This window comes from Bacillus sp. FSL W8-0640 (assembly GCF_038007725.1).
In the GTDB taxonomy this organism is placed as follows: Bacteria; Bacillota; Bacilli; order Bacillales; family Bacillaceae_G; genus Bacillus_A; species Bacillus_A cereus.
Window position 1 is genome coordinate 3,542,336 of record NZ_JBBOXT010000001.1, and the last position, 20,185, is coordinate 3,562,520.

A 20,185-nucleotide genomic window follows, 5' to 3' on the forward strand; every position below is an offset into this window, starting at 1 on the left:
AAGCATCTAACTTCGATGCTTTTCAAATAAGTTAAACAATCCGTTTCCGAATCGAACTTGAAATCCAATCAATTATAATTACCATTAAAATGATACCTAATAAAATAATCCCAACACGAGACCAATTCCGTGAACTCAGCGCAAAAATTAAAGGTGTACCAATCCCTCCTGCTCCAATAACCCCTAAAATCGCAGCGGATCGTACATTAATTTCAAATCTGTATAACGTATACGATAGAAAATCCGGTAACACTTGTGGTAACACTGCATACCAAAGTATTTGAAAACGGTTTGCTCCTGTTGCTAGTAACGCTTCCGTCGGTCCTTTATCTATGTTTTCAATTCCTTCTGAATATAGTTTCCCTAACATTCCAATAGAATGTAATCCTAAGGCCAATACTCCTGCAAAAGAGCCTGGACCAACAGCTTTTATAAATAAAAGAGCCATAACTAATTCAGGAAACGTACGAACAAAACTAAGTACAAATTTCCCAGATCCTGAAGTTAATTTTCCACTACTCATATTCGTTGCCGCCCAAAAGGCAAACGGAACAGATAAAAATGCAGAAATAAATGTACCTAATATTGCAATTGCCAACGTATCAATTAATCCATGTAATAAATCTTCACCATCTGGCAAAGATACATACGACCAGTCTGGATTCAATATCCCTGTCATAATTGCTTTCGTGATTTCACCTGCTGTGTCCTTTATCCCCTCTAATGGTACTCCTGAAAAGGCCCATACATATACAACTGTAAGTGCTATTAAAATAATCCAGCGATATATACTCGGTTTCTTCGGTTTTGGCACAATCATCGTCGTTCTATTCATTATAGTTTCTCCCGTAACAATGTACTAATGTAGTCAATTAACAAAACAACAATAAGGGTATAAATAATTATAGAAGCAGTTTGTTTATATTGTAAAAATCCAAGTGTACGATCATAATATAGTCCAATACCACCTGCTCCTACTAAACCTAAAACAGCTGCTGCACGTACGTTCACCTCAAATGTATAAAGAACATAGGAGACAAAATGTGCTTTCACTTGCGGAATTACCCCATAAACAATCCATTGCACCTTATTAGCTCCTACCGCTGTCATCGCCTCTAACGGACCTGGATCAATTGATTCAATTGACTCATACAACAATTTCGCTACAAGTCCAATTGAAAAAAAAGTAAGAGCCAAAATACCTGGAAGTGGCCCAATTCCAAAAATCGCTACGAAAATTGCCGCTAATAATAAATCTGGTATCGTTCGTATCAAATTTAAAATCATTCGAGCTAGACTGTATAAAAATGTGTTAGTAAACACATTACTTGCTGCAAACAGTGCAAGTGGAATAGCTAAAATCGCTCCTAAGGTCGTCCCAATAATCGCCATACGTATTGTATCTAACATCGCTGTTGTAATAACTTGAAAATAACTCCAATCAGGTGGCACCATCTCTTTCAATAGATCTACCATATTGGGAAAACCGTCTACCAGTTTTGAAAATGATGCATCTACTTGTACACTACTACTCCACAGCATTAAAATAACTAAAATAAACGTTAACATATGTTTCAACTTACTCGGCGGCTTCGGTATCGATTTCGAATATATCGTTACGTCACTCATTTAACTGCCACCTCTAACAATTCATTTTTCTGTGCTACATCTCCATAAATTTCAGCAAATTTTTCATCTGTCGCCTCTTCTACTGAACCATCAAAAACAATTTCTCCTGCATGTAATCCAATAATACGTGTCGCATATTGCCTAGCTAAATCAATAGAATGCAAATTCACAATTGTTGTAATTCCAAAATCTTCATTGATTTTTTTCAAATCATTTAATACTTGCTTTGTCGTAAGTGGATCTAACGATGCAACAGGCTCATCTGCCAATATGATTTTTGCTTCTTGTGCCAATGCTCTAGCTATTGATACACGTTGCTGTTGTCCTCCTGATAATTCATCAGCACGTGCATATGCTTTTTCTAAAATATTCACTCTTTTTAACGCTTGAAATGCGAGCTCCACATCTTCTTTCGGAAACAAACCTAACGTTGTACGTAATGTGGAATGATATCCAACACGACCAGCTAATACATTTTTTAATACTGTTGATCGCTTTACAAGGTTAAAACTTTGGAAGATCATACCGATATCCCGGCGCATACGCCTTAATCCTTTTCCTTTCGCAGCAGTAATAGACTCACCTTCAATAATGATTTCTCCTTCGGTAATCTCATGAAGACGATTTACGGATCTGAGAAGTGTAGATTTTCCAGCTCCAGACAGCCCTACCATTACAACAAACTCACCTTTTTGAATTTTCAAGTTTATATTATTCAATCCTTTTGTACCGTTTGGATACACTTTGGAGACATTTCGAAACTCTATCACACATCTTACCTACCTTCTATGTATTCAAAACGGCAAACTAACTGAAAACATCCCCTTTCAGCTAGCTGCCATTTCCATATGTATTATTGCGTTTTTACTTTCTTCCCATATTCACGAACGATATCAAATTTACTATCATCAGATTTAACATATCCTTCATGTGAATATACTTCTTTAATGATTTTACGGCCTTCCTCATTCTTTCCAATTTCAATGAAAGCATCTTGTAATTTCTTGCTCCACTCTGCATCTAAATCAGATCGTACAGAAATTGTATCGTTCGGAATTTTCTCAGTAAATTTCACTATTTTCGTTTGATCAAATATATTCGGATAATCTTTTTTTACAATATTACGAGCATCTTGGAATACAACAGCCGCATCTACGTCACCATTTAAAAGAGCAATAAGCGACTGATCGTGACCTTTTAATGTAACAGGTTTCACATCTTTTAACGGATCAATTCCCTCTTTTAATAGAACAGCTGCAGGCCACACATATCCCGCTGATGACGTTACATCTTGATAACCAATCTTTTTACCTTTTAAATCTTTTACACTATTAATATTTGAATCTTTCTTAACAACAAACTCAGATTTATAATAATCTACTAAATCTTTTGTAGGAGCTCCTGTTTCATCCTCTACTCCAAAACGTTGTGCTTGTAAAATTACATTTGCAGCCTTCTTTTCATGTGCTAATACGTACGCTGTTGGCGGTAAAAATCCTACATCTACTTGTTTAGATGCCATCGCTTCTACAATTGTATTGTAGTTCGTTGAAATACTAACTTTTACTGGAATATTTAACTTATCACTTAATAGCTTCTCAAGCGGTTTTGCCTTCGCCTCTAACGTATCTGCATTTTGAGAAGGAACAAATTGAACATTTAAAGTCTTCGGTACATACCCTTTTTTCGTATCTTCATTTTTACTTGCGCTTGATTCCTTCGTTCCACAGCCACTTAATAATCCCGCTGCTAGTACAACTGTTGTGCTCATTGCAAAAACTTTTTTCAACATATTAATGCCTCCATTTTTCATTGTTATAAAATAACCTTTCATAAACATGAAGAAATATATCACATATTTTTACAAATAATTGATTATTTACAGAATCTTTACACATTCTATACACTCACATTAAAATTCTCTTCACATATTTGATATGATGAATTGGAAGATAACAATAGAAAAGGTGAGTCATATTGGAACAAAATCAAACTGTAACTTTAAACATCTTATTAACAAGCGATATACATGGCACTGTTTATCCTATTCACTACCAAGATAACTCCCCAGCAGAACTTGGTTTAGCTAAAATTTCTACTCTTATAAAAAAAGAACGTTCCCAAAATACAAACGTTCTTTTAATTGATAATGGCGACTTTATTCAAGGAACACCATTTACTTATCATTATGTTACATACGAAAAAAACAAAAAAAACCCAATGTCCTTATTAGCGAATTACTTACAGTATGACGCTGCAATTATCGGCAATCATGAATTTAATTACGGGATGGATATATTAAATAATGCTGTGACTACTGCGAACTTCCCGTACCTATCAGCAAACATTTTAGATAAAAACATAAAGAAACCTTATTTCGGAAAACCTTATATAATCAAACAGATTGAATCCAATATAAAAATTGCTATTTTAGGGGTAACAACACATTACATACCAAATTGGGAACAGTCCCATCACATTAAAGATTTACTATTTGAAGATGCATTAAAGACTACAAAAGAATGGGTTTCTTATATTCGCGAACATGAGAAACCAGATTTACTAGTCGTAGCGTATCACGGGGGAGTTGAACGAGATTTACAAACCGGGGTACCGACTGAAGTGTTAACAGGAGAAAACCAAGGATATGCAATGTGCCATGAAATTGAAGGCATAGATATCTTATTAACAGGCCACCAACACCGGGAAATTTCTCACACAATGGCTAACGGTGTAACAATTTTACAGACCGGATGCAATGGACACTCAGTTGGAAAAGTAAAAGTAACATTCGAAAAAACGAAACATAAATGGGTGAAAAAAGAGAGTTCTTCTGAATTATTATCTGTACAAGGATTTGAGGCGGACCAAGATGTACTTTCATTGGTAGCCGATTACGAAAAGAAAACACAAAAGTGGCTTGATCAACCTATTGGAATCATTCAAGGGGACATGCAAATTTCAGATGCTATGCAAACTCGTTTGCATGATCATCCTTTTATAGAATTCATAAATAAAATACAGATGAATATAGCTAATGTATCAATTTCTTGTACAAGTTTGTTCCATAATACATCTCCAGGTTTCCCGGAACATGTAACAATGCGTGATATCGTTTCTAATTATATTTATCCAAACACATTAAAAGTAATTAAAATAACTGGAGCAGATATAAAAAATGCTCTTGAACTCTCTGCTTCTTATTTCACATTAAAAACAGATGGATCAATCACCGTAAGTCCTACCTACATAGAACCAAAGCCACAACATTATAATTATGATATGTGGGAAGGGATTTCATACGTATTAAACATTTCAAAACCAATTGGTGAAAGAGTAGAATCTTTACAGCATAACAGTGCTCCTCTTAATATGAATGAAGAATATGACGTTGTAATGAATAATTATCGTGCAAGTGGCGGGGGAAATTTCTTTATGTTTCAAAACAAACCAGTAGTAAAAGATATACCCACAGATATGTCTGAACTTATCGCTAATTATATATTGGAACATAAAACGATAGAAGCAACAGTTAATAACAACTGGAAAGTTATTAAATAACGATTTTTACAAATAAAAAAGATGGGCTTCGCCCATCTTTTAATTTAATTTTGCATTATCTTGCTTTTTTAAAGCTTTTAATTTCGTCGGTGTAACATCTGTACCTTCTTCGTTAACAACTTTAATACCTTTAAGTTCGTTTAACATATTTTGACGAAATCCTTTTAAATATTGTTCACGTAGCGATTGACGCTCACGTTGCTCTTCTTCAGTTAAACCTTCAGCTTTTGCTTTTTTCGCTAAGAAATTAATGCGTTCAACGAGTTCGTGATTAATCATCTCGAATCCCCCTTCTAATCAAAACTGATTATTATCATACAATAGTTACTCTTCTTTATCAAGCAATTGCTTCGTATACTCTACATATCTACGATGTACAGTCGCCTTTGAAACATTATGACCAAATCCACGTAATGTTGCTGCAATTTCTTCAAACGTGAGTTCACTTTTTCGCAAACGTACAATTTCCTCAATTGGCAATTCTTTTTTCTCTCTTCCTACACTTAAATGACGATTTTTTAAATTTTTTTCTGGACGATAACCTTTTTCTACTGCACGTTGCATACCTCGTTTAATTTTCATATTATGAATCTTTCTTTGATATTCTTCAACAATACCAATAATATCTAATACCATCGAATCAGAATCCGACAATTGTAATTCACCATTATGTGTATGCGTATATACTTTTATGCCTTCTTTATGTAAACAATGCATTAACGCGATCTTCGCATTTCCTCTACCAAGACGCGTTTCATCTTGTATAAGTAACACATCAATTTGTTCGTCTCGAATTGTATCCAACACCTCTAATATACCGTCACGTTCAATTGTATATCCACTAGCCTGCTCTTCAATCACCTTAGTAACATTCATTTGATAGCGCTCAGCTAAATGCAATAATTCATCTTTTTGACGTAATAATGATGTTTCTTGCGCTTCTTTCGTTGTACTCACACGTGCATAAATAATTGCATTCATTTTGAACCCCTCTTTCTCCCTATTATTTCCCTATAGTGTAACATAAATCCGCCATTTGTTCGAACTTATGTTTGTAGAATGTTTTTTCACATGTTATACTTATTAATAAGAAAAATGAAAGAAAACGAGGTGTTAGAAAACATGGAAAAGTTAACGAAACGCCAGCAAGACATTCTCGACTTTATTAAGCTAAAAGTACAAGAAAAAGGATATCCACCTTCCGTACGTGAAATTGGTCAAGCAGTCGGCCTCGCTTCTAGTTCTACAGTGCACGGACATTTATCACGATTAGAAGAAAAAGGATACATTCGACGCGATCCAACAAAACCACGTGCCATTGAAATTTTAGGTGAAGACCGAATGGATACGGAAACACAATCTGTTATTCAAGTTCCAATTGTCGGAAAAGTTACTGCTGGTTTACCAATTACAGCGGTCGAAAGCGTAGAGGAACATTTCCCACTTCCAGCTAGTATTGTTGCTGGAGCAGACCAAGTGTTCATGTTACGTATTTCTGGAGATAGTATGATTGAAGCTGGTATTTTCGATGGAGATTTAGTTGTTGTTCGCCAACAACAGTCTGCATATAATGGTGAAATTGTAGTCGCTTTAACAGAAGATAATGAAGCAACTGTTAAACGTTTCTATAAAGAAAAAGACCATTTCCGTCTACAACCAGAAAATTCTTCATTAGAACCTATCATTTTAAAACAAGTGTCAGTTATCGGGAAAGTAATTGGCGTATATCGTGATTTACATTAAAAATAAAAAAAAGAAGATAATTACCTTATTTATATAACGGTAATTATCTTCTTTTTTTGTATTTTGATAGATTTCCATGCATTCTATTTCTTATTAACGAGTTTTAATCGTCACATCTCCAGCAGCCGTTTTACCACTAATCTTTTTACTACCATTTCCAATTGTTACGTTTTTATTTTCTTCATTAAAAATTGTTACATCTCCGGCAGCACTTTGCCCAGTAATTACCGCATCTTGTGGTTTTTCCGATAAAGTAATATCTATATCTCCCGCAGTTGAACTTGCTTCTAGATTATACTTAGAATCATGATCTTGAATATTTATTTCCCCACTTGTTGTTTTTGCGGTCACTTTCCCTAATACCTTCTTAAAATTCACCTCACCAGCTTTTGTCGATCCCTCCACATTCTTAGCCGTTATTTGTTTCAACTCTACTTCTCCAGCAAGTGTTCTAACACTTACGCTATCACTTTTCACATCACTCATTTCGATTTGTCCAGCAGATGAATTTACTTTTACATCTTGGTAAGAGCGTTCGGGCACAAGGAGAGTCAATTTAGACGTTTGAAACCTAAAATCGTAAAAAGAAAAATCAAATGAAGCACCTTTTTCTCTTTCCCCAATAACTTTTAATGTGTCACCATCTTCTGCGATACGAATCTCTTGTTTACGTACATCTCCTGATTGCTTGATATAAAAAGAAGAGTCAGGAGATTTTTGGACAATAATATCCCCGGCATCTAACTTAACTTCTATATTTTTTAATGTTTCGTTTTTAATTACATTTTCTTTATCGCCTTTTTTAGCAGTTTGTACTGCTTTTTCATATGTTTGGGAAATTCCTATTACTCCAATAATGATACAAGCAATAGCGATTAAAAATAGTTTTTTCATCATTTACTCTCCTTTTATCATTTTGAAGTTCCATATTACATATCGTACACACAATCTCTTAAACCACTTTGTACTATAAAAAGCGATAATACATAACAATAAACCTACTCCAACAAACGTTATACTAACGAAAAGATCCAACCATATAAAAGTACCCATAAATACTTTTCCAATAACGAAAAATGGTGTTACTACACTAGCAATACCACCGATCCAAAAAGAAAATATAAAAGCAATAATTGCGACTAACGGTCCTAACACAATAATAAAATTAAACAAACTAAGTCCAATCGCTGCCATAACAGCTCTTGTCACATTTGAAGTCGATGGATTTTTTTTCATTTCATCGAAGCGATACATCGCAAGTAATTCTTTCGCTATTACTTTCGGAGAACCAAGGCCTTGTATTATTTCTGATTCAGTTTTCCCCTCTTCTAGTCCAAACTGAAAGTGCTCTTCATAATCCAATAAAATATCTTGCCTCTCTTCCTCTGGTAACTTTCTAAGATAACTTGATAATTCTTTAAGAAACCCTTCTTTACTCATCCCATTCCACCCCTTCAATAATTTCTTGTACCCCTTTCGCAAAATCACACCATTCTGTTACTAGCAAATGAAATTGCGTCTCCCCTTGCTCTGTTAATTGATAATATTTACGAGGTGGCCCTTCCGTAGATTCCTTTAAATACGTTTGAAAATACCCTTCTTTCGTCAAACGACGTAATAAAGGGTATACTGACCCTTCCGATATTAAAAATTTATTAGAAATTTGCTGAACAAGTTCATAACCGTAACTATCTTTACGTTTTACAAGTGCTAATACACAAAGTTCAAGCACACCTTTTTTAAACTGAACGTTCAAGCGCAATCCCCCTTTCCTATCTTAGTACTGTTCAATACACGGTACCTGTTTTATCCATAATATACCACTTAGTATTATTTATTGCAAGGTACTAAACTATATTTATTCCTAAAATTTAGAAAATGAACTAACGAAATCCTGAATAAGACTATGTTATAACTAAGTATCATTACGTTAATATCATTGAGTAATGATTCGATTCACAAGCCACAAACTTACAGCCTTGCAGATGAGGACGTAAAAATCATCGGTCGCGTCGTACAGGCAGTAAAAAATTATTAAGTTATAGCACAAGTAATTAAAAAAAGAGAAGATCGATTCTATCGAAAAAATTTTCTTAGTAAAATGATTCAAGGAAATCAAAAACAATCCAATAACTTCACTTAAAAAAGCTAAAAAAAGCCCTGATACCGTAGTATCAAGGCTTCTCTCTCTTAGTATAGAGACATATATTGATCGCGTTCCCATTGGTGAACTTGTGTTCTAAATATATCCCACTCAATCTCTTTCGCTTCGATGAAGTGCTCAAGTAAGTGTTCTCCTAGTGCACCGCATACTACTTCATTAGATTGTAATGTAACTAATGCTTGCGCTAATGTTGCTGGTAAGTCAACGATACCTGCTTCTTCGCGCTCTTCTTTTGTCATTACATAGATGTTACGATCTACTGCTGCTGGTGGAGTTAATTTGTTTTTAATTCCATCAAGACCTGCAGCTAATAATGTAGCCATTACTAAATATGGGTTTGCAGCCGGGTCAACACTACGTACTTCTACGCGTGTACTAATACCACGAGATGCAGGGATACGTACTAACGGGCTACGGTTTTGTGCAGACCATGCTACGTAACAAGGCGCTTCATATCCAGGTACTAGACGTTTGTATGAGTTTACAGTTGGGTTTGCTATCGCTGTAAATGCTGGTGCATGTTTTAAAATACCTGCGATGAAGTGACGAGCATCATCACTTAATTGTAAGTCACCGTTTGCATCAAAGAATACGTTCTCACCATTTTTAAATAATGATAAGTTACAGTGCATACCTGAACCGTTCACACCGTATAGTGGTTTTGGCATAAACGTTGCGTGTAAACCATGTTTACGAGCAATTGTTTTTACAACAAGTTTGAATGTTTGAATGTCATCACATGAGCGAATTGCATTTGCATATTTAAAGTCAATTTCGTGCTGCCCTGGAGCAACCTCATGGTGAGATGCTTCAATTTCAAATCCCATTTCTTCAAGTTCAAGAACGATATCACGACGACAGTTTTCCCCTAGATCCATCGGCGCAAGGTCGAAGTATCCACCGTTATCGTTTAGTTCTAATGTTGGATTTCCTTTTTCATCAACCTTAAATAGGAAGAATTCTGGCTCTGGTCCAAGATTGAAGTCTGAAAATCCTAAAGCTTCCATTTCTTTTAACACACGTTTTAAGTTGTTACGTGGGTCTCCATCAAATGGAGTGCCATCTGCATTGTAAATATCACAGATTAGTCGAGCTACTTTACCTTTTTCAGCTGTCCAAGGGAAAATTACCCAAGTGTCTAAATCAGGATATAAATACATATCAGATTCTTCAATACGTACGAAACCTTCAATCGAAGATCCATCAAACATCATTTTGTTATCAAGAGCTTTCGTTAATTGTCTCACTGGAATCTCTACGTTTTTAATTACCCCTAAAAGGTCCGTAAATTGTAAACGGATATACTTTACATTCTCTTCTTTCGCCAAACGGAAAATATCTTCTTTTGTGTATCTAGACATTATAAATTCCTCCTCAGTCCCTCTAATCGCCTTCAGAATCAGTTATCTTTAGTGAAAAAATCTTGAAATGTCACCTTGTCGCAATGAAGTTCGATTGAATCTACCTGTATGTTGTAGTTCGTCTCGAAGTATTTTGCGAAGCTCAGTTTTTGAAATTTCTTTCGTTTCCTCTTTTACTTTCACTGCTTCTGTTTGATTTTCTTTCATTAGTAACACTTGTTTAATACCAGCCATATTCAAGCCTTGATCTAACAAATCTTTAATTTCTAACAACTTATCTACATCGTTAAATGAAAATAATCTACGATTCCCCTTTGTACGGGTTGGAGAAACAAGATTATGCTCTTCATAGTAGCGAATTTGACGTGCAGACAATTGTGTTAAATCCATAACAATACCAATAGGAAACAGCGGGGCAGAACGTCTATCTTCTTTCATTTTTCAGTTCCTCCTTCGCCTTAACTGCTTCTCATTTTATACTATGTTATGTTTAGTGTCAATAGATGTTAGCTTTTCTTACATGATTTTTTATAATTTTTTTTATGAATTTTTTCACTCTTTTTTCTAATCGCATAAATTATTACTTTTATAAGAAAAAAGCTGCCGAAATCGACAGCTTCCCCCTTAAGAAATTGTTAATAATTCTTTTTCAATTAATGCATCAATTGCAGAACAAATCGCAATCTTCACATGTGAATAAGTTAACCCACCTTGGACGTAAGCAACATAAGGCGGACGAATTGGACCATCAGCAGACAATTCAATACTTGCACCTTGAATAAATGTTCCCGCAGCCATAATTACATCATCTTCATAGCCTGGCATATAGTTTGCATACGGAGTAAAATGCGAATTAATTGGAGATGCATATTGAATCGCTTGGCAGAAGGCAATCATACGGTCTTTATCATCAAATTGAACAGATTGAATTAAATCTGTTCTTGGTGCATTCCACGCTGGTGACGTGTTCATTCCTAACTTTTCTAAAAACGCAGCTGTAAAAATTGCACCTTTCAGCGCTTGTCCTGCAACATGTGGCGCTAAGAAGAACCCTTGATACATTTCTTGCAGACTGTATAAAGACGCTCCAGCTTCCGCGCCAATTCCCGGAGATGTTAAACGATATGCACACGCTTCAACATACTGTTCTTTCCCGACAATATAACCACCAGTTTTAACAATTCCGCCGCCCGGGTTTTTAATAAGCGAACCCGCCATTAAATCTGCACCAACATGACATGGCTCTTGCTCTTCAATAAACTCGCCATAACAGTTATCTACAAACACAACAACATCAGGTTTAATTTCTTTAACAAACGCGATCATCTCTTTAATTTGAGAAATAGTAAACGATGGACGAGTAGCATAACCTTTCGAGCGCTGAATACCGATCATTTTCGTATTATTATGAATCGCTGCTGCAACAGCCTCAAAATCAACAAGCCCAGCTTCAGTTAGCGGAACTGCATTGTAACCGATATTATATTCTTTAAATGAACCTACACCTTTCCCACGTACACCAACAATTTCCTCTAACGTATCATACGGTTTCCCAGTGATATACAATAACTCATCTCCCGGGCGTAAAATACCAAATAACGCTGTAGAGATAGCGTGAGTACCTGAAATAATTTGCGGACGAACAAGTCCAGCTTCCGCCCCAAATACATCAGCATACACTTTTTCTAACGTATCACGGCCAATATCATCATAACCATAACCTGTTGTCGGGATAAAATGCGAGTCACTAATTTTATGTTTACGAAAACTTTCTAATACACGAAACTGATTGCTTTCAATTACTTCATCCGCACGTTTATGTACTTCTGTAATCTGACTCTCTACTTCTTTTACGATTGGAGCAATTTTTTCTCCATTTTTCAAACGATCAAACATTTTTATTTTCTCCTTCTTCCACTAAAAATCTCTTTAATTGCACATTAAGCGATGAATGAGTAAAAATATACCCTGCGCAATCATATACAAATTTATCTTCTAGAAACTCTATCTTTGCTAATAGAGTTTCCGTCTTTAAATGCGTTAACAACTTACCTTCACTCGGAGGGATTTCCACTCGATAACGATCCATTTCTTTCTTCATCTTCGTTTCTATCGCTTCTTTTATACGCAATAAATCACTTTCTTCAAAAGCACTAGTCATTAAGAAATCACTTTTCGGAAACGGAATAAAGTTTTGATGTAATTCATCTTTTTTATTATATAACGTAATAACAGGAATATGGTTAATTTCAAGTTCTGATAATAATCTTTTTACTGTTTTTTCATGCCCTATGTAGTTAGGATCCGCGGAATCAACTACATGTAAAATGACATCTGCTTCCCCCGCTTCTTCCAGTGTTGAACGAAAAGCAGCGATTAATGAAGTAGGTAAATCTTGTATAAAACCAACAGTATCAGTTAGTAATACTGTATAACCAGAAGGTAACGGCATCTTCCTTGTCGTTGGGTCTAATGTTGCAAACAGAAGGTTTTCTTCAAACGTATCAGCTTCCGTTAATCTATTAAACAGTGTCGATTTCCCTGCATTTGTATACCCTATTAATGACACTTGAAATACTTTATTATCTTTTCTTCTCTCACGATATCTTTTTCGATGTTCCACAACAACTGCAAGTTGTTTCTTTATTTCATCAATACGGGATCGAATATGACGACGATCCGTCTCTAATTTCGTCTCACCCGGTCCTCTTGTTCCAATACCACCACCAAGACGCGATAAGGACAATCCTTGCCCCATAAGACGCGGCATTGTATATTGCAACTGAGCTAATTCTACTTGAAGCTTACCTTCCCTCGACTTCGCACGTTGCGCAAAAATATCCAGTATTAGTTGCGTTCGATCAATTACTCTCGCATCTAATACTGAGGATAAATTCCGAATTTGACTCGGCGTTAATTCATTATTAAATACAATAACATCCGGCTCTAACTCTTCAGTTAACATTGTAAGCTCTTCTAATTTCCCTTTACCTATGTAAGTTGCCGGATGAAACTTTGGTCGTTTTTGCGTTGTTGACACTAACAATTCTGCTCGTGCAGTCTTCGCTAGTGATGCAAGCTCTTTCATGGAATGCATAAATTTTTCATCATCATCTTGTGGCAATTGACAGCCTACTAATATGACTTTTTCTTTTTCTTCCATCAAATATGTTCACTCATCCTTTTCGAAATTTAAACCTTCTAATATAATAGCAGAGGAAGCACATTTCATCTAGTTAGCGGGGGAGAAAATTCATGGCATGGGAGATTTTTAGCATCATAGGCACAATCGCTTTCGCACTAAGCGGAGCCATTGTTGCAATGGAAGAGGATTATGATATTTTCGGGGTGTATATTTTAGGAATGGCAACCGCATTTGGGGGAGGTGCCCTTCGTAATTTATTAATCGGTTATCCGATTGTCGCGTTTTGGCAACAAGACATGTTATTCCAAATCGCACTTTTATCAATGACTATTATTTTTCTTTTTCCAAATAAGTTAATTAGACATTGGAAAAAGTGGGAAAATATCACTGACGCTATCGGCTTATCGGCATTTGCTGTACAAGGAGCATTATATGCCCAAAAATTAAATTTACCAATTAGCGCCACAATTGTAGCAGCTGTTTTAACTGGTATCGGCGGCGGTATCATTCGCGATCTTTTAGCCCGCAGAAAACCTCTCGTTCTTCGAGCTGAAGTATATGCCTTTTGGACAATTTTAGCAGGTTTCTTAATTGGAGCTGAAATTATTGTTAGCGATTGGGCTCTTTACATTCTATTCATTTTAATTGTTTGCTTCCGCATGGTTTCTATTCATTACAAATGGCATTTACCGCACAGACGTATCGAAACGAAAGAACGTTCAATGCATAAATAGCAATCTAACCTCTTTACATATCGTAAAGAGGTTTTTCTTTTCTAACGATTTTTTCTTTATATAATGTTTATACTAATTTTTAAAGTGAGGTGAATACAAATGACAAACCACGTTAATAAAGGAGCTCAAAAAAGCTCAGTAAATCAATTTGGACACGATCCTAATTCAGCACACGAAAAGAGCGCTAAAATGGAACACTTCCATAAAACACACCAAGAAAAAGCAAAAAAAGAGTAAACGAACTTATACACAAAAATCGACGCACAGTTTATGTACTGTGCGTCTCCTCTTCGAGCATCAAATCCATACTCGATATTCCAATTAAATCATTTTTATCATACGCATCTTCTTGCAACAACCGCATCGCCTGTGTACGAATTGATTTTTCAACAATATTCCGTACATATCGCCCATTACTAAACGATGTAATTTGCGACGAATACTTCACCGCATGTAAATGATCCCTAAATTTCCATTCAGCTTCTTTTGATAACTGATATTCACGATCTTCATACATTCTCTTCCCAATTTCCAATAGCTGATTTACCGAGTAATCTGCAAACTCAATAATAAATGGAAAACGAGATTGAAGCCCTGGATTTAATGAAAGAAAGTGATTCATCTCTCTTGAATATCCAGCTAAAATCAATACAAAACCATGTTGTTTATCTTCCATATGTTTTACAAGCGTATCAATTGCTTCTTTTCCAAAGTCCTTCTCTCCTCCTCGAGCTAAAGAATACGCCTCATCAATAAACAAAATACCTCCCATTGCTTTTTTTATTAAATCTCTTGTTTTTTGGGCTGTATGGCCGATGTACTCTCCTACAAGATCAGCACGTTCAGCTTCAACCAAGTGGCCTTTCGATAGAATATTCATCTCAAACAGCAATTTTCCTATCATTCTAGCAACAGTTGTCTTCCCTGTACCTGGATTCCCTTTAAACAGCATATGAAGTACTTGCTTCTCTGACTTCAATCCCTTTTCTTGTCTTTTTTTATTCACATAAATCCAAGCATATATTTCTTTTATTATCTTTTTTATATCCTCCATCCCAACAAGCTTCCCCATCTCTTCTTCAATTCTCTGCAGCATTTCATGTTTAATTGCAGTTTCATTTGAAATTACCGTTTTATTTTCTGCGGCTGGCAAAGAAATTTTCTTTCGATGGTTTAACACAATATTAATTTGATTGTTGTTTTTCTTTCGCATCGATTGTTCCATACAATCACCTCATTTTATCCACTCACCAAATATTATTATTCCTGTCCCCCTTGTAAATGCCTATTTTCAGAAAAGTTTGCTATAATATAAGAAATAATTAAGGTGGTGGGACTATGGAGACAACGGAATTCCATGATACAATACAAGCCTTTTCTATTTTTTTATTGAATAAAGGCCGAAAACCCTCAACTATTAAACGTTATGTTTATGACATTGAAGACTTCGGACATTGGTTAGAAAAAAACAAAAAGCTCCCTTCCAGTAATATATGGGCTACACTTTGTACAAAAGACTACGAAGATTACTTTTCCGATTTAAAAACGAATCGACATTACTCAGAAAAAACGATGCATCGTGTATTTATTGTACTAAATAGAATGCATCATTTTCTAAACATTCCTAATCCATTGAAGAATATGGAAATATCTATTCAACCAGACCGTACACTTCGTAACGAAGATTTCATTTCACCTGATGAAGAAAAAAGGTTAAAGTATATAGTCACTTCATTAGAAGGACTTTCAGAAAAACAACTTCCTGTGCGCCCCTTATTAATGGATCGCAATATTGCTATTTTAAATCTATTGATTGACTACGGTTTATCCTTACAGGAACTTACAGCATTAACAATGCATCACGTTCACTTTGAAACTAATACATTATCAATCCCAGCAACCGCAGGTGTAGAAAGAACAATTACATTAGCAAAAGAAGACAAAAAACAACTATATAATTATTACAAAAGCATCCCAGAACCAGTTCGCCCTAAATACCATAGTGATGATCCATTATTTGTCGCATTCGATTTTAACCGCGGAACATACAGGTGGGTATATGAAAATGATGCACCAAAGGCATTAACGGAAATTGCTATACAAAAAATGATTCGCCTCGAAGTGGCTAGAGCCAATTTACGTAAAGGAATTTCAGGACAACATTTTCGTAACACCTATATTTTAAACTTAATAAAAAAAGAAACTCCTGAATCAGAAATTATAAAACTCGCTGGATTCAAATCAAAAATTTCCTTAAAGCGATATTATCAATACGCAGAAAATAGAAAAAACGCCTTATTGTAAGGCGTTTTTTCTATTTTTTCTTTAAACAAACGATTTTACTATGACCATTTAACTAATTTCTGCATCTACTATGATGAGTTTCGTTCACATTTTCGTGAGAAAGGAGAGATTTAATGTCTCGTTATAACGACAATCAAAACAAATTCTCCAAACCATGCTTTCCAAGTAGCGCCGGACGAATCCCAAATACTCCATCAATCCCAATTACTAAAGCTCAGCTTAGAACATTTCGTGCGATTATTATTGATTTAACAAAAATAATCCCAAAACTTTTCGCAAATCCATCTCCCCAAAATATTGAAGATCTAATCGATACATTGAACCTACTAAGTAAATTTATTTGTTCACTAGATGCTACTTCCTCCCTGAAAGCACAAGGGTTAGCTATTATTAAAAACTTAATAACTATATTAAGAAATCCAACCTTTGTAGCAAGCGCTGTATTTATTGAGCTTCAAAATCTCATTAACTATTTACTATACATTACAAAATTATTCCGAATTGACCCTTGCACACTTCAAGAGCTCCTTAAATTAATAGCAGCATTACAAACTGCTCTAGTTAATTCTGCTTCGTTCATTCAAGGACCTACCGGACCTACTGGACCAGCAGGCGCTACTGGTGCCACTGGGCCTCGAGGTAACACGGGCGCTACTGGCGCTACTGGCGCTACCGGTGCCACTGGGCCTCGAGGTAACACAGGCGCTACCGGCGCTACTGGGCCTCAAGGTAACACGGGCGCTACTGGTGCCACTGGACCTCAAGGTAACACGGGCGCTACCGGTGCCACTGGGCCTCGAGGTAACACAGGCGCTACTGGCGCTACTGGGCCTCAAGGTAACACTGGTGTTACCGGCGCTACTGGGCCTCGAGGTAACACGGGCGCTACTGGTGCCACTGGACCTCGAGGTAACACAGGCGCTACTGGCGCTACTGGGCCTCAAGGTAACACTGGTGTTACCGGCGCTACTGGGCCTCGAGGTAACACAGGCGCTACCGGCGCTACCGGTGCCACTGGGCCTCAAGGTGTTCAAGGTAACACGGGTGCTACTGGCGCTACTGGTGCCACTGGACCTCAAGGTGTTCAAGGTAACACGGGTGCTACTGGCGCTACCGGTGCCACTGGACCTCAGGGTGTTCAAGGTAACACGGGTGCTACTGGCGCTACCGGTGCCACTGGACCTCAGGGTGTTCAAGGTAACACGGGCGCTACCGGTGCCACTGGACCTCAGGGTGTTCAAGGTAACACAGGTGCTACTGGTGCCACTGGACCTCAAGGTGTTCAAGGTAACACAGGTGCTACTGGCGCTACCGGTGCCACTGGGCCTCGAGGTAACACAGGCGCTACCGGCGCTACCGGTGCCACTGGACCTCAGGGTGTTCAAGGTAACACGGGCGCTACCGGTGCCACTGGGCCTCAAGGTAACACGGGTGCTACTGGCGCTACTGGACCTCAAGGTGCTCAAGGTAACACAGGTGCTACTGGTGCCACTGGACCTCAAGGTGTTCAAGGTAACACGGGTGCTACTGGCGCTACCGGTGCCACTGGACCTCAAGGTGTTCAAGGTAACACAGGTGCTACAGGCGCTACTGGTGCCACTGGACCTCAAGGTGTTCAAGGTAACACGGGTGCTACTGGCGCTACTGGTGCCACTGGACCTCAAGGTGTTCAAGGTAACACAGGTGCTACCGGCGCTACTGGTGCCACTGGACCTCAAGGTGTTCAAGGTAACACAGGTGCTACTGGCGCTACCGGTGCCACTGGACCTCAAGGTAACACAGGTGCTACCGGCGCTACTGGTGCCACTGGACCTCAAGGTGTTCAAGGTAACACAGGTGCTACCGGCGCTACTGGTGCCACTGGACCTCAAGGTGCTCAAGGTAACACAGGCGCTACCGGCGCTACCGGTGCCACTGGACCTCAGGGTGTTCAAGGTAACCGGGCGCTACCGGTGCCACTGGGCCTCAAGGTAACACGGGTGCTACCGGTGCCACTGGGCCTCAAGGTAACACGGGTGCTACTGGCGCTACCGGTGCCACTGGCGCTACTGGTATAGGAGTTACCGGACCTACTGGACCTTCTGGCGGGCCTCCTGGACCTACTGGACCTCAGGGACCTCAAGGTAACACAGGTGCTACTGGTGCTACTGGTGCTACTGGTGCTACTGGACCTCAAGGTGCTCAAGGTAACACAGGTGCTACTGGTGCCACTGGACCTCAAGGTGTTCAAGGTAACACGGGTGCTACTGGCGCTACCGGTGCCACTGGACCTCAAGGTGTTCAAGGTAACACAGGTGCTACAGGCGCTACTGGTGCCACTGGACCTCAAGGTGTTCAAGGTAACACGGGTGCTACTGGCGCTACTGGTGCCACTGGACCTCAAGGTGTTCAAGGTAACACAGGTGCTACCGGCGCTACTGGTGCCACTGGACCTCAAGGTGTTCAAGGTAACACAGGTGCTACTGGCGCTACCGGTGCCACTGGACCTCAAGGTAACACAGGTGCTACCGGCGCTACTGGTGCCACTGGACCTCAAGGTGTTCAAGGTAACACAGGTGCTACCGGCGCTACTGGTGCCACTGGACCTCAAGGTGCTCAAGGTAACACAGGTGCTACTGGTGCCACTGGACCTCAAGGTGCTCAAGGTAACACAGGTGCTACTGGTGCCACTGGACCTCAAGGTGTTCAAGGTAACACAGGCGCTACAGGCGCTACTGGTGCCACTGGACCTCAAGGTGTTCAAGGTAACACAGGCGCTACAGGCGCTACCGGTGCCACTGGACCTCAGGGTGTTCAAGGTAACACGGGTGCTACTGGCGCTACCGGTGCCACTGGACCTCAGGGTGTTCAAGGTAACACGGGTGCTATGGCGCTACCGGTGCCACTGGACCTCAGGGTGTTCAAGGTAACACGGGTGCTACTGGCGCTACCGGTGCCACTGGACCTCAGGGTGTTCAAGGTAACACGGGTGCTACTGGCGCTACCGGTGCCACTGGACCTCAAGGTGTTCAAGGTAACACAGGCGCTACCGGTCCTCAAGGCATTCAAGGCATTCAAGGACCAACGGGTGCTACCGGCGCTACTGGCATAGGAGTTACTGGACCTACTGGGCCTACTGGACCTAGCTTCCCTATAGCAACAATTGTTGTAACAAACAATATTCAGCAAACAGTACTACAATTTAATAACTTTATTTTTAGTGCTGCAATTAACGCAAACAATATTATCTTCAACGGCACAGATACAGTTACTGTTATTAACGGTGGTATTTATGTAATTAGCGTATCCATTTCTACAACTGCGCCAGGATGCGCTCCACTCGGAGTAGGAATTTCAATTAATGGAGCAGTCGCAACTGATAATTTCTCTTCAAATTTAATAGGCGACTCACTTTCATTTACTACAATCGAAACATTAGCAGCTGGTGCAAGAATCTCTGTCCAATCTACACTTAATGAGATTACGATCCCTGCAACAGGAAATACTAACATCCGCCTTACTGTATTTAGAATCGCTTAAATTTCACTATATATTGTTTATGACA

At 38.4% G+C, this 20,185-nt stretch carries 20 protein-coding genes and 2 pseudogenes; 8 read left to right on the forward strand and 14 right to left on the reverse strand.

The window, feature by feature from the left end; all coding sequences use genetic code 11:
• Positions 1-31: 31 nt before the first annotated feature.
• From phnE (N2V80_RS18200) to N2V80_RS18215, 4 genes are all read right to left on the reverse strand, one after another.
• The gene (gene phnE / locus N2V80_RS18200) at positions 32-835 is read right to left on the reverse strand and encodes a phosphonate ABC transporter, permease protein PhnE (protein ID WP_001082389.1); all 804 of its coding nucleotides are present in this window, start codon (positions 833-835) and stop codon (positions 32-34) included.
• Positions 835-1,629, reverse strand: a complete 795-nt coding sequence (gene phnE, locus N2V80_RS18205) for a phosphonate ABC transporter, permease protein PhnE (protein WP_001286376.1) — start codon at positions 1,627-1,629, stop codon at positions 835-837. Before phnE (N2V80_RS18205) ends, phnE (N2V80_RS18200) begins: the two co-directional genes overlap by 1 nt.
• Complete coding sequence (gene phnC / locus N2V80_RS18210) at positions 1,626-2,399, reverse strand: phosphonate ABC transporter ATP-binding protein (protein WP_000569247.1); 774 nt, start codon at positions 2,397-2,399, stop codon at positions 1,626-1,628. The genes phnE (N2V80_RS18205) and phnC overlap by 4 nt, the downstream gene beginning before the upstream one ends.
• An 83-nt stretch (positions 2,400-2,482) precedes the next feature.
• Positions 2,483-3,421 (reverse strand): phosphate/phosphite/phosphonate ABC transporter substrate-binding protein, encoded by a 939-nt coding sequence (locus tag N2V80_RS18215; protein ID WP_000915064.1) that lies wholly within the window; start codon positions 3,419-3,421, stop codon positions 2,483-2,485.
• Between the two features lie 185 nt (positions 3,422-3,606).
• Between N2V80_RS18215 and N2V80_RS18220 the strand changes: the two genes are divergently transcribed.
• Positions 3,607-5,190 (forward strand): bifunctional metallophosphatase/5'-nucleotidase, encoded by a 1,584-nt coding sequence (locus tag N2V80_RS18220; RefSeq protein ID WP_000437447.1) that lies wholly within the window; start codon positions 3,607-3,609, stop codon positions 5,188-5,190.
• 39 nt (positions 5,191-5,229) lie between these two features.
• Here the strand turns inward: N2V80_RS18220 and N2V80_RS18225 are convergent, their stop codons facing one another.
• Entirely contained in the window at positions 5,230-5,469 is a 240-nt protein-coding gene (locus N2V80_RS18225) for a DUF896 domain-containing protein (RefSeq protein ID WP_000607015.1), read from the reverse strand.
• Positions 5,470-5,514: 45 nt separating this feature from the next.
• Entirely contained in the window at positions 5,515-6,171 is a 657-nt protein-coding gene (locus N2V80_RS18230) for a YneB family resolvase-like protein (protein WP_061655828.1), read from the reverse strand.
• 141 nt (positions 6,172-6,312) lie between these two features.
• Here N2V80_RS18230 and lexA point away from each other — a divergent pair, with 141 nt between their 5' ends.
• Entirely contained in the window at positions 6,313-6,933 is a 621-nt protein-coding gene (gene lexA / locus N2V80_RS18235) for a transcriptional repressor LexA (protein WP_000413738.1), read from the forward strand.
• Positions 6,934-7,026: 93 nt separating this feature from the next.
• Here the strand turns inward: lexA and N2V80_RS18240 are convergent, their stop codons facing one another.
• Genes N2V80_RS18240 through N2V80_RS18250 form a run of 3 tightly spaced genes read right to left on the reverse strand, consistent with a single transcriptional unit; the run spans position 7,027 to position 8,689 of the window.
• Entirely contained in the window at positions 7,027-7,830 is an 804-nt protein-coding gene (locus N2V80_RS18240; protein WP_000976240.1) for a DUF4097 family beta strand repeat-containing protein, read from the reverse strand.
• A complete protein-coding gene (locus N2V80_RS18245) occupies positions 7,831-8,373 on the reverse strand; it encodes a DUF1700 domain-containing protein (protein WP_000031383.1) in 543 nt (180 codons plus the stop codon).
• Positions 8,366-8,689: a PadR family transcriptional regulator gene (locus tag N2V80_RS18250; RefSeq protein WP_001102627.1), complete on the reverse strand. Its 324-nt coding sequence runs from the start codon at positions 8,687-8,689 to the stop codon at positions 8,366-8,368. Before N2V80_RS18250 ends, N2V80_RS18245 begins: the two co-directional genes overlap by 8 nt.
• Positions 8,690-8,851: 162 nt before the next feature.
• On the opposite strand from N2V80_RS18250, the pseudogene N2V80_RS30545 reads away from it, so the two are divergent.
• Positions 8,852-8,971 (forward strand): annotated as a pseudogene (locus N2V80_RS30545) (LexA family protein); the annotation flags it as partial.
• A gap of 152 nt (positions 8,972-9,123) precedes the next feature.
• Here the strand turns inward: N2V80_RS30545 and glnA are convergent.
• From glnA to hflX, 4 genes are all read right to left on the reverse strand, one after another.
• On the reverse strand, positions 9,124-10,458 hold the full coding sequence (glnA, locus tag N2V80_RS18255; protein ID WP_000092763.1) for a type I glutamate--ammonia ligase: 1,335 nt from the start codon (positions 10,456-10,458) through the stop codon (positions 9,124-9,126).
• A gap of 48 nt (positions 10,459-10,506) precedes the next feature.
• The gene (gene glnR, locus N2V80_RS18260; RefSeq protein ID WP_000656783.1) at positions 10,507-10,896 is read right to left on the reverse strand and encodes a transcriptional repressor GlnR; all 390 of its coding nucleotides are present in this window, start codon (positions 10,894-10,896) and stop codon (positions 10,507-10,509) included.
• 186 nt (positions 10,897-11,082) lie between these two features.
• Positions 11,083-12,354: a methionine gamma-lyase family protein gene (locus N2V80_RS18265; protein WP_000460289.1), complete on the reverse strand. Its 1,272-nt coding sequence runs from the start codon at positions 12,352-12,354 to the stop codon at positions 11,083-11,085.
• Complete coding sequence (hflX, locus tag N2V80_RS18270) at positions 12,347-13,621, reverse strand: GTPase HflX (RefSeq protein ID WP_061655829.1); 1,275 nt, start codon at positions 13,619-13,621, stop codon at positions 12,347-12,349. Before hflX ends, N2V80_RS18265 begins: the two co-directional genes overlap by 8 nt.
• 92 nt (positions 13,622-13,713) lie before the next feature.
• Here hflX and N2V80_RS18275 point away from each other — a divergent pair, with 92 nt between their 5' ends.
• Positions 13,714-14,337 (forward strand): trimeric intracellular cation channel family protein, encoded by a 624-nt coding sequence (locus tag N2V80_RS18275; RefSeq protein WP_061655830.1) that lies wholly within the window; start codon positions 13,714-13,716, stop codon positions 14,335-14,337.
• A gap of 99 nt (positions 14,338-14,436) precedes the next feature.
• Positions 14,437-14,574, forward strand: a complete 138-nt coding sequence (locus tag N2V80_RS18280) for a hypothetical protein (RefSeq protein ID WP_000181501.1) — start codon at positions 14,437-14,439, stop codon at positions 14,572-14,574.
• Positions 14,575-14,605: 31 nt separating this feature from the next.
• Here the strand turns inward: N2V80_RS18280 and spoVK are convergent, their stop codons facing one another.
• Entirely contained in the window at positions 14,606-15,562 is a 957-nt protein-coding gene (spoVK, locus tag N2V80_RS18285; RefSeq protein WP_000438175.1) for a stage V sporulation protein K, read from the reverse strand.
• Between the two features lie 113 nt (positions 15,563-15,675).
• Between spoVK and N2V80_RS18290 the strand changes: the two genes are divergently transcribed.
• The 3 genes and pseudogenes from N2V80_RS18290 (at position 15,676) to N2V80_RS30555 (ending at position 20,160) form a co-directional block, all read left to right on the forward strand.
• The gene (locus N2V80_RS18290) at positions 15,676-16,641 is read left to right on the forward strand and encodes a tyrosine-type recombinase/integrase (RefSeq protein WP_000450319.1); all 966 of its coding nucleotides are present in this window, start codon (positions 15,676-15,678) and stop codon (positions 16,639-16,641) included.
• A 113-nt stretch (positions 16,642-16,754) separates the two neighbouring features.
• Entirely contained in the window at positions 16,755-18,698 is a 1,944-nt protein-coding gene (locus N2V80_RS30550) for a collagen-like repeat preface domain-containing protein (RefSeq protein ID WP_445662402.1), read from the forward strand.
• A pseudogene (locus tag N2V80_RS30555) lies at positions 18,695-20,160 on the forward strand (Gly-Xaa-Xaa repeat protein). The gene N2V80_RS30550 and the pseudogene N2V80_RS30555 overlap by 4 nt, the downstream one beginning before the upstream one ends.
• Positions 20,161-20,185: the final 25 nt, after the last annotated feature.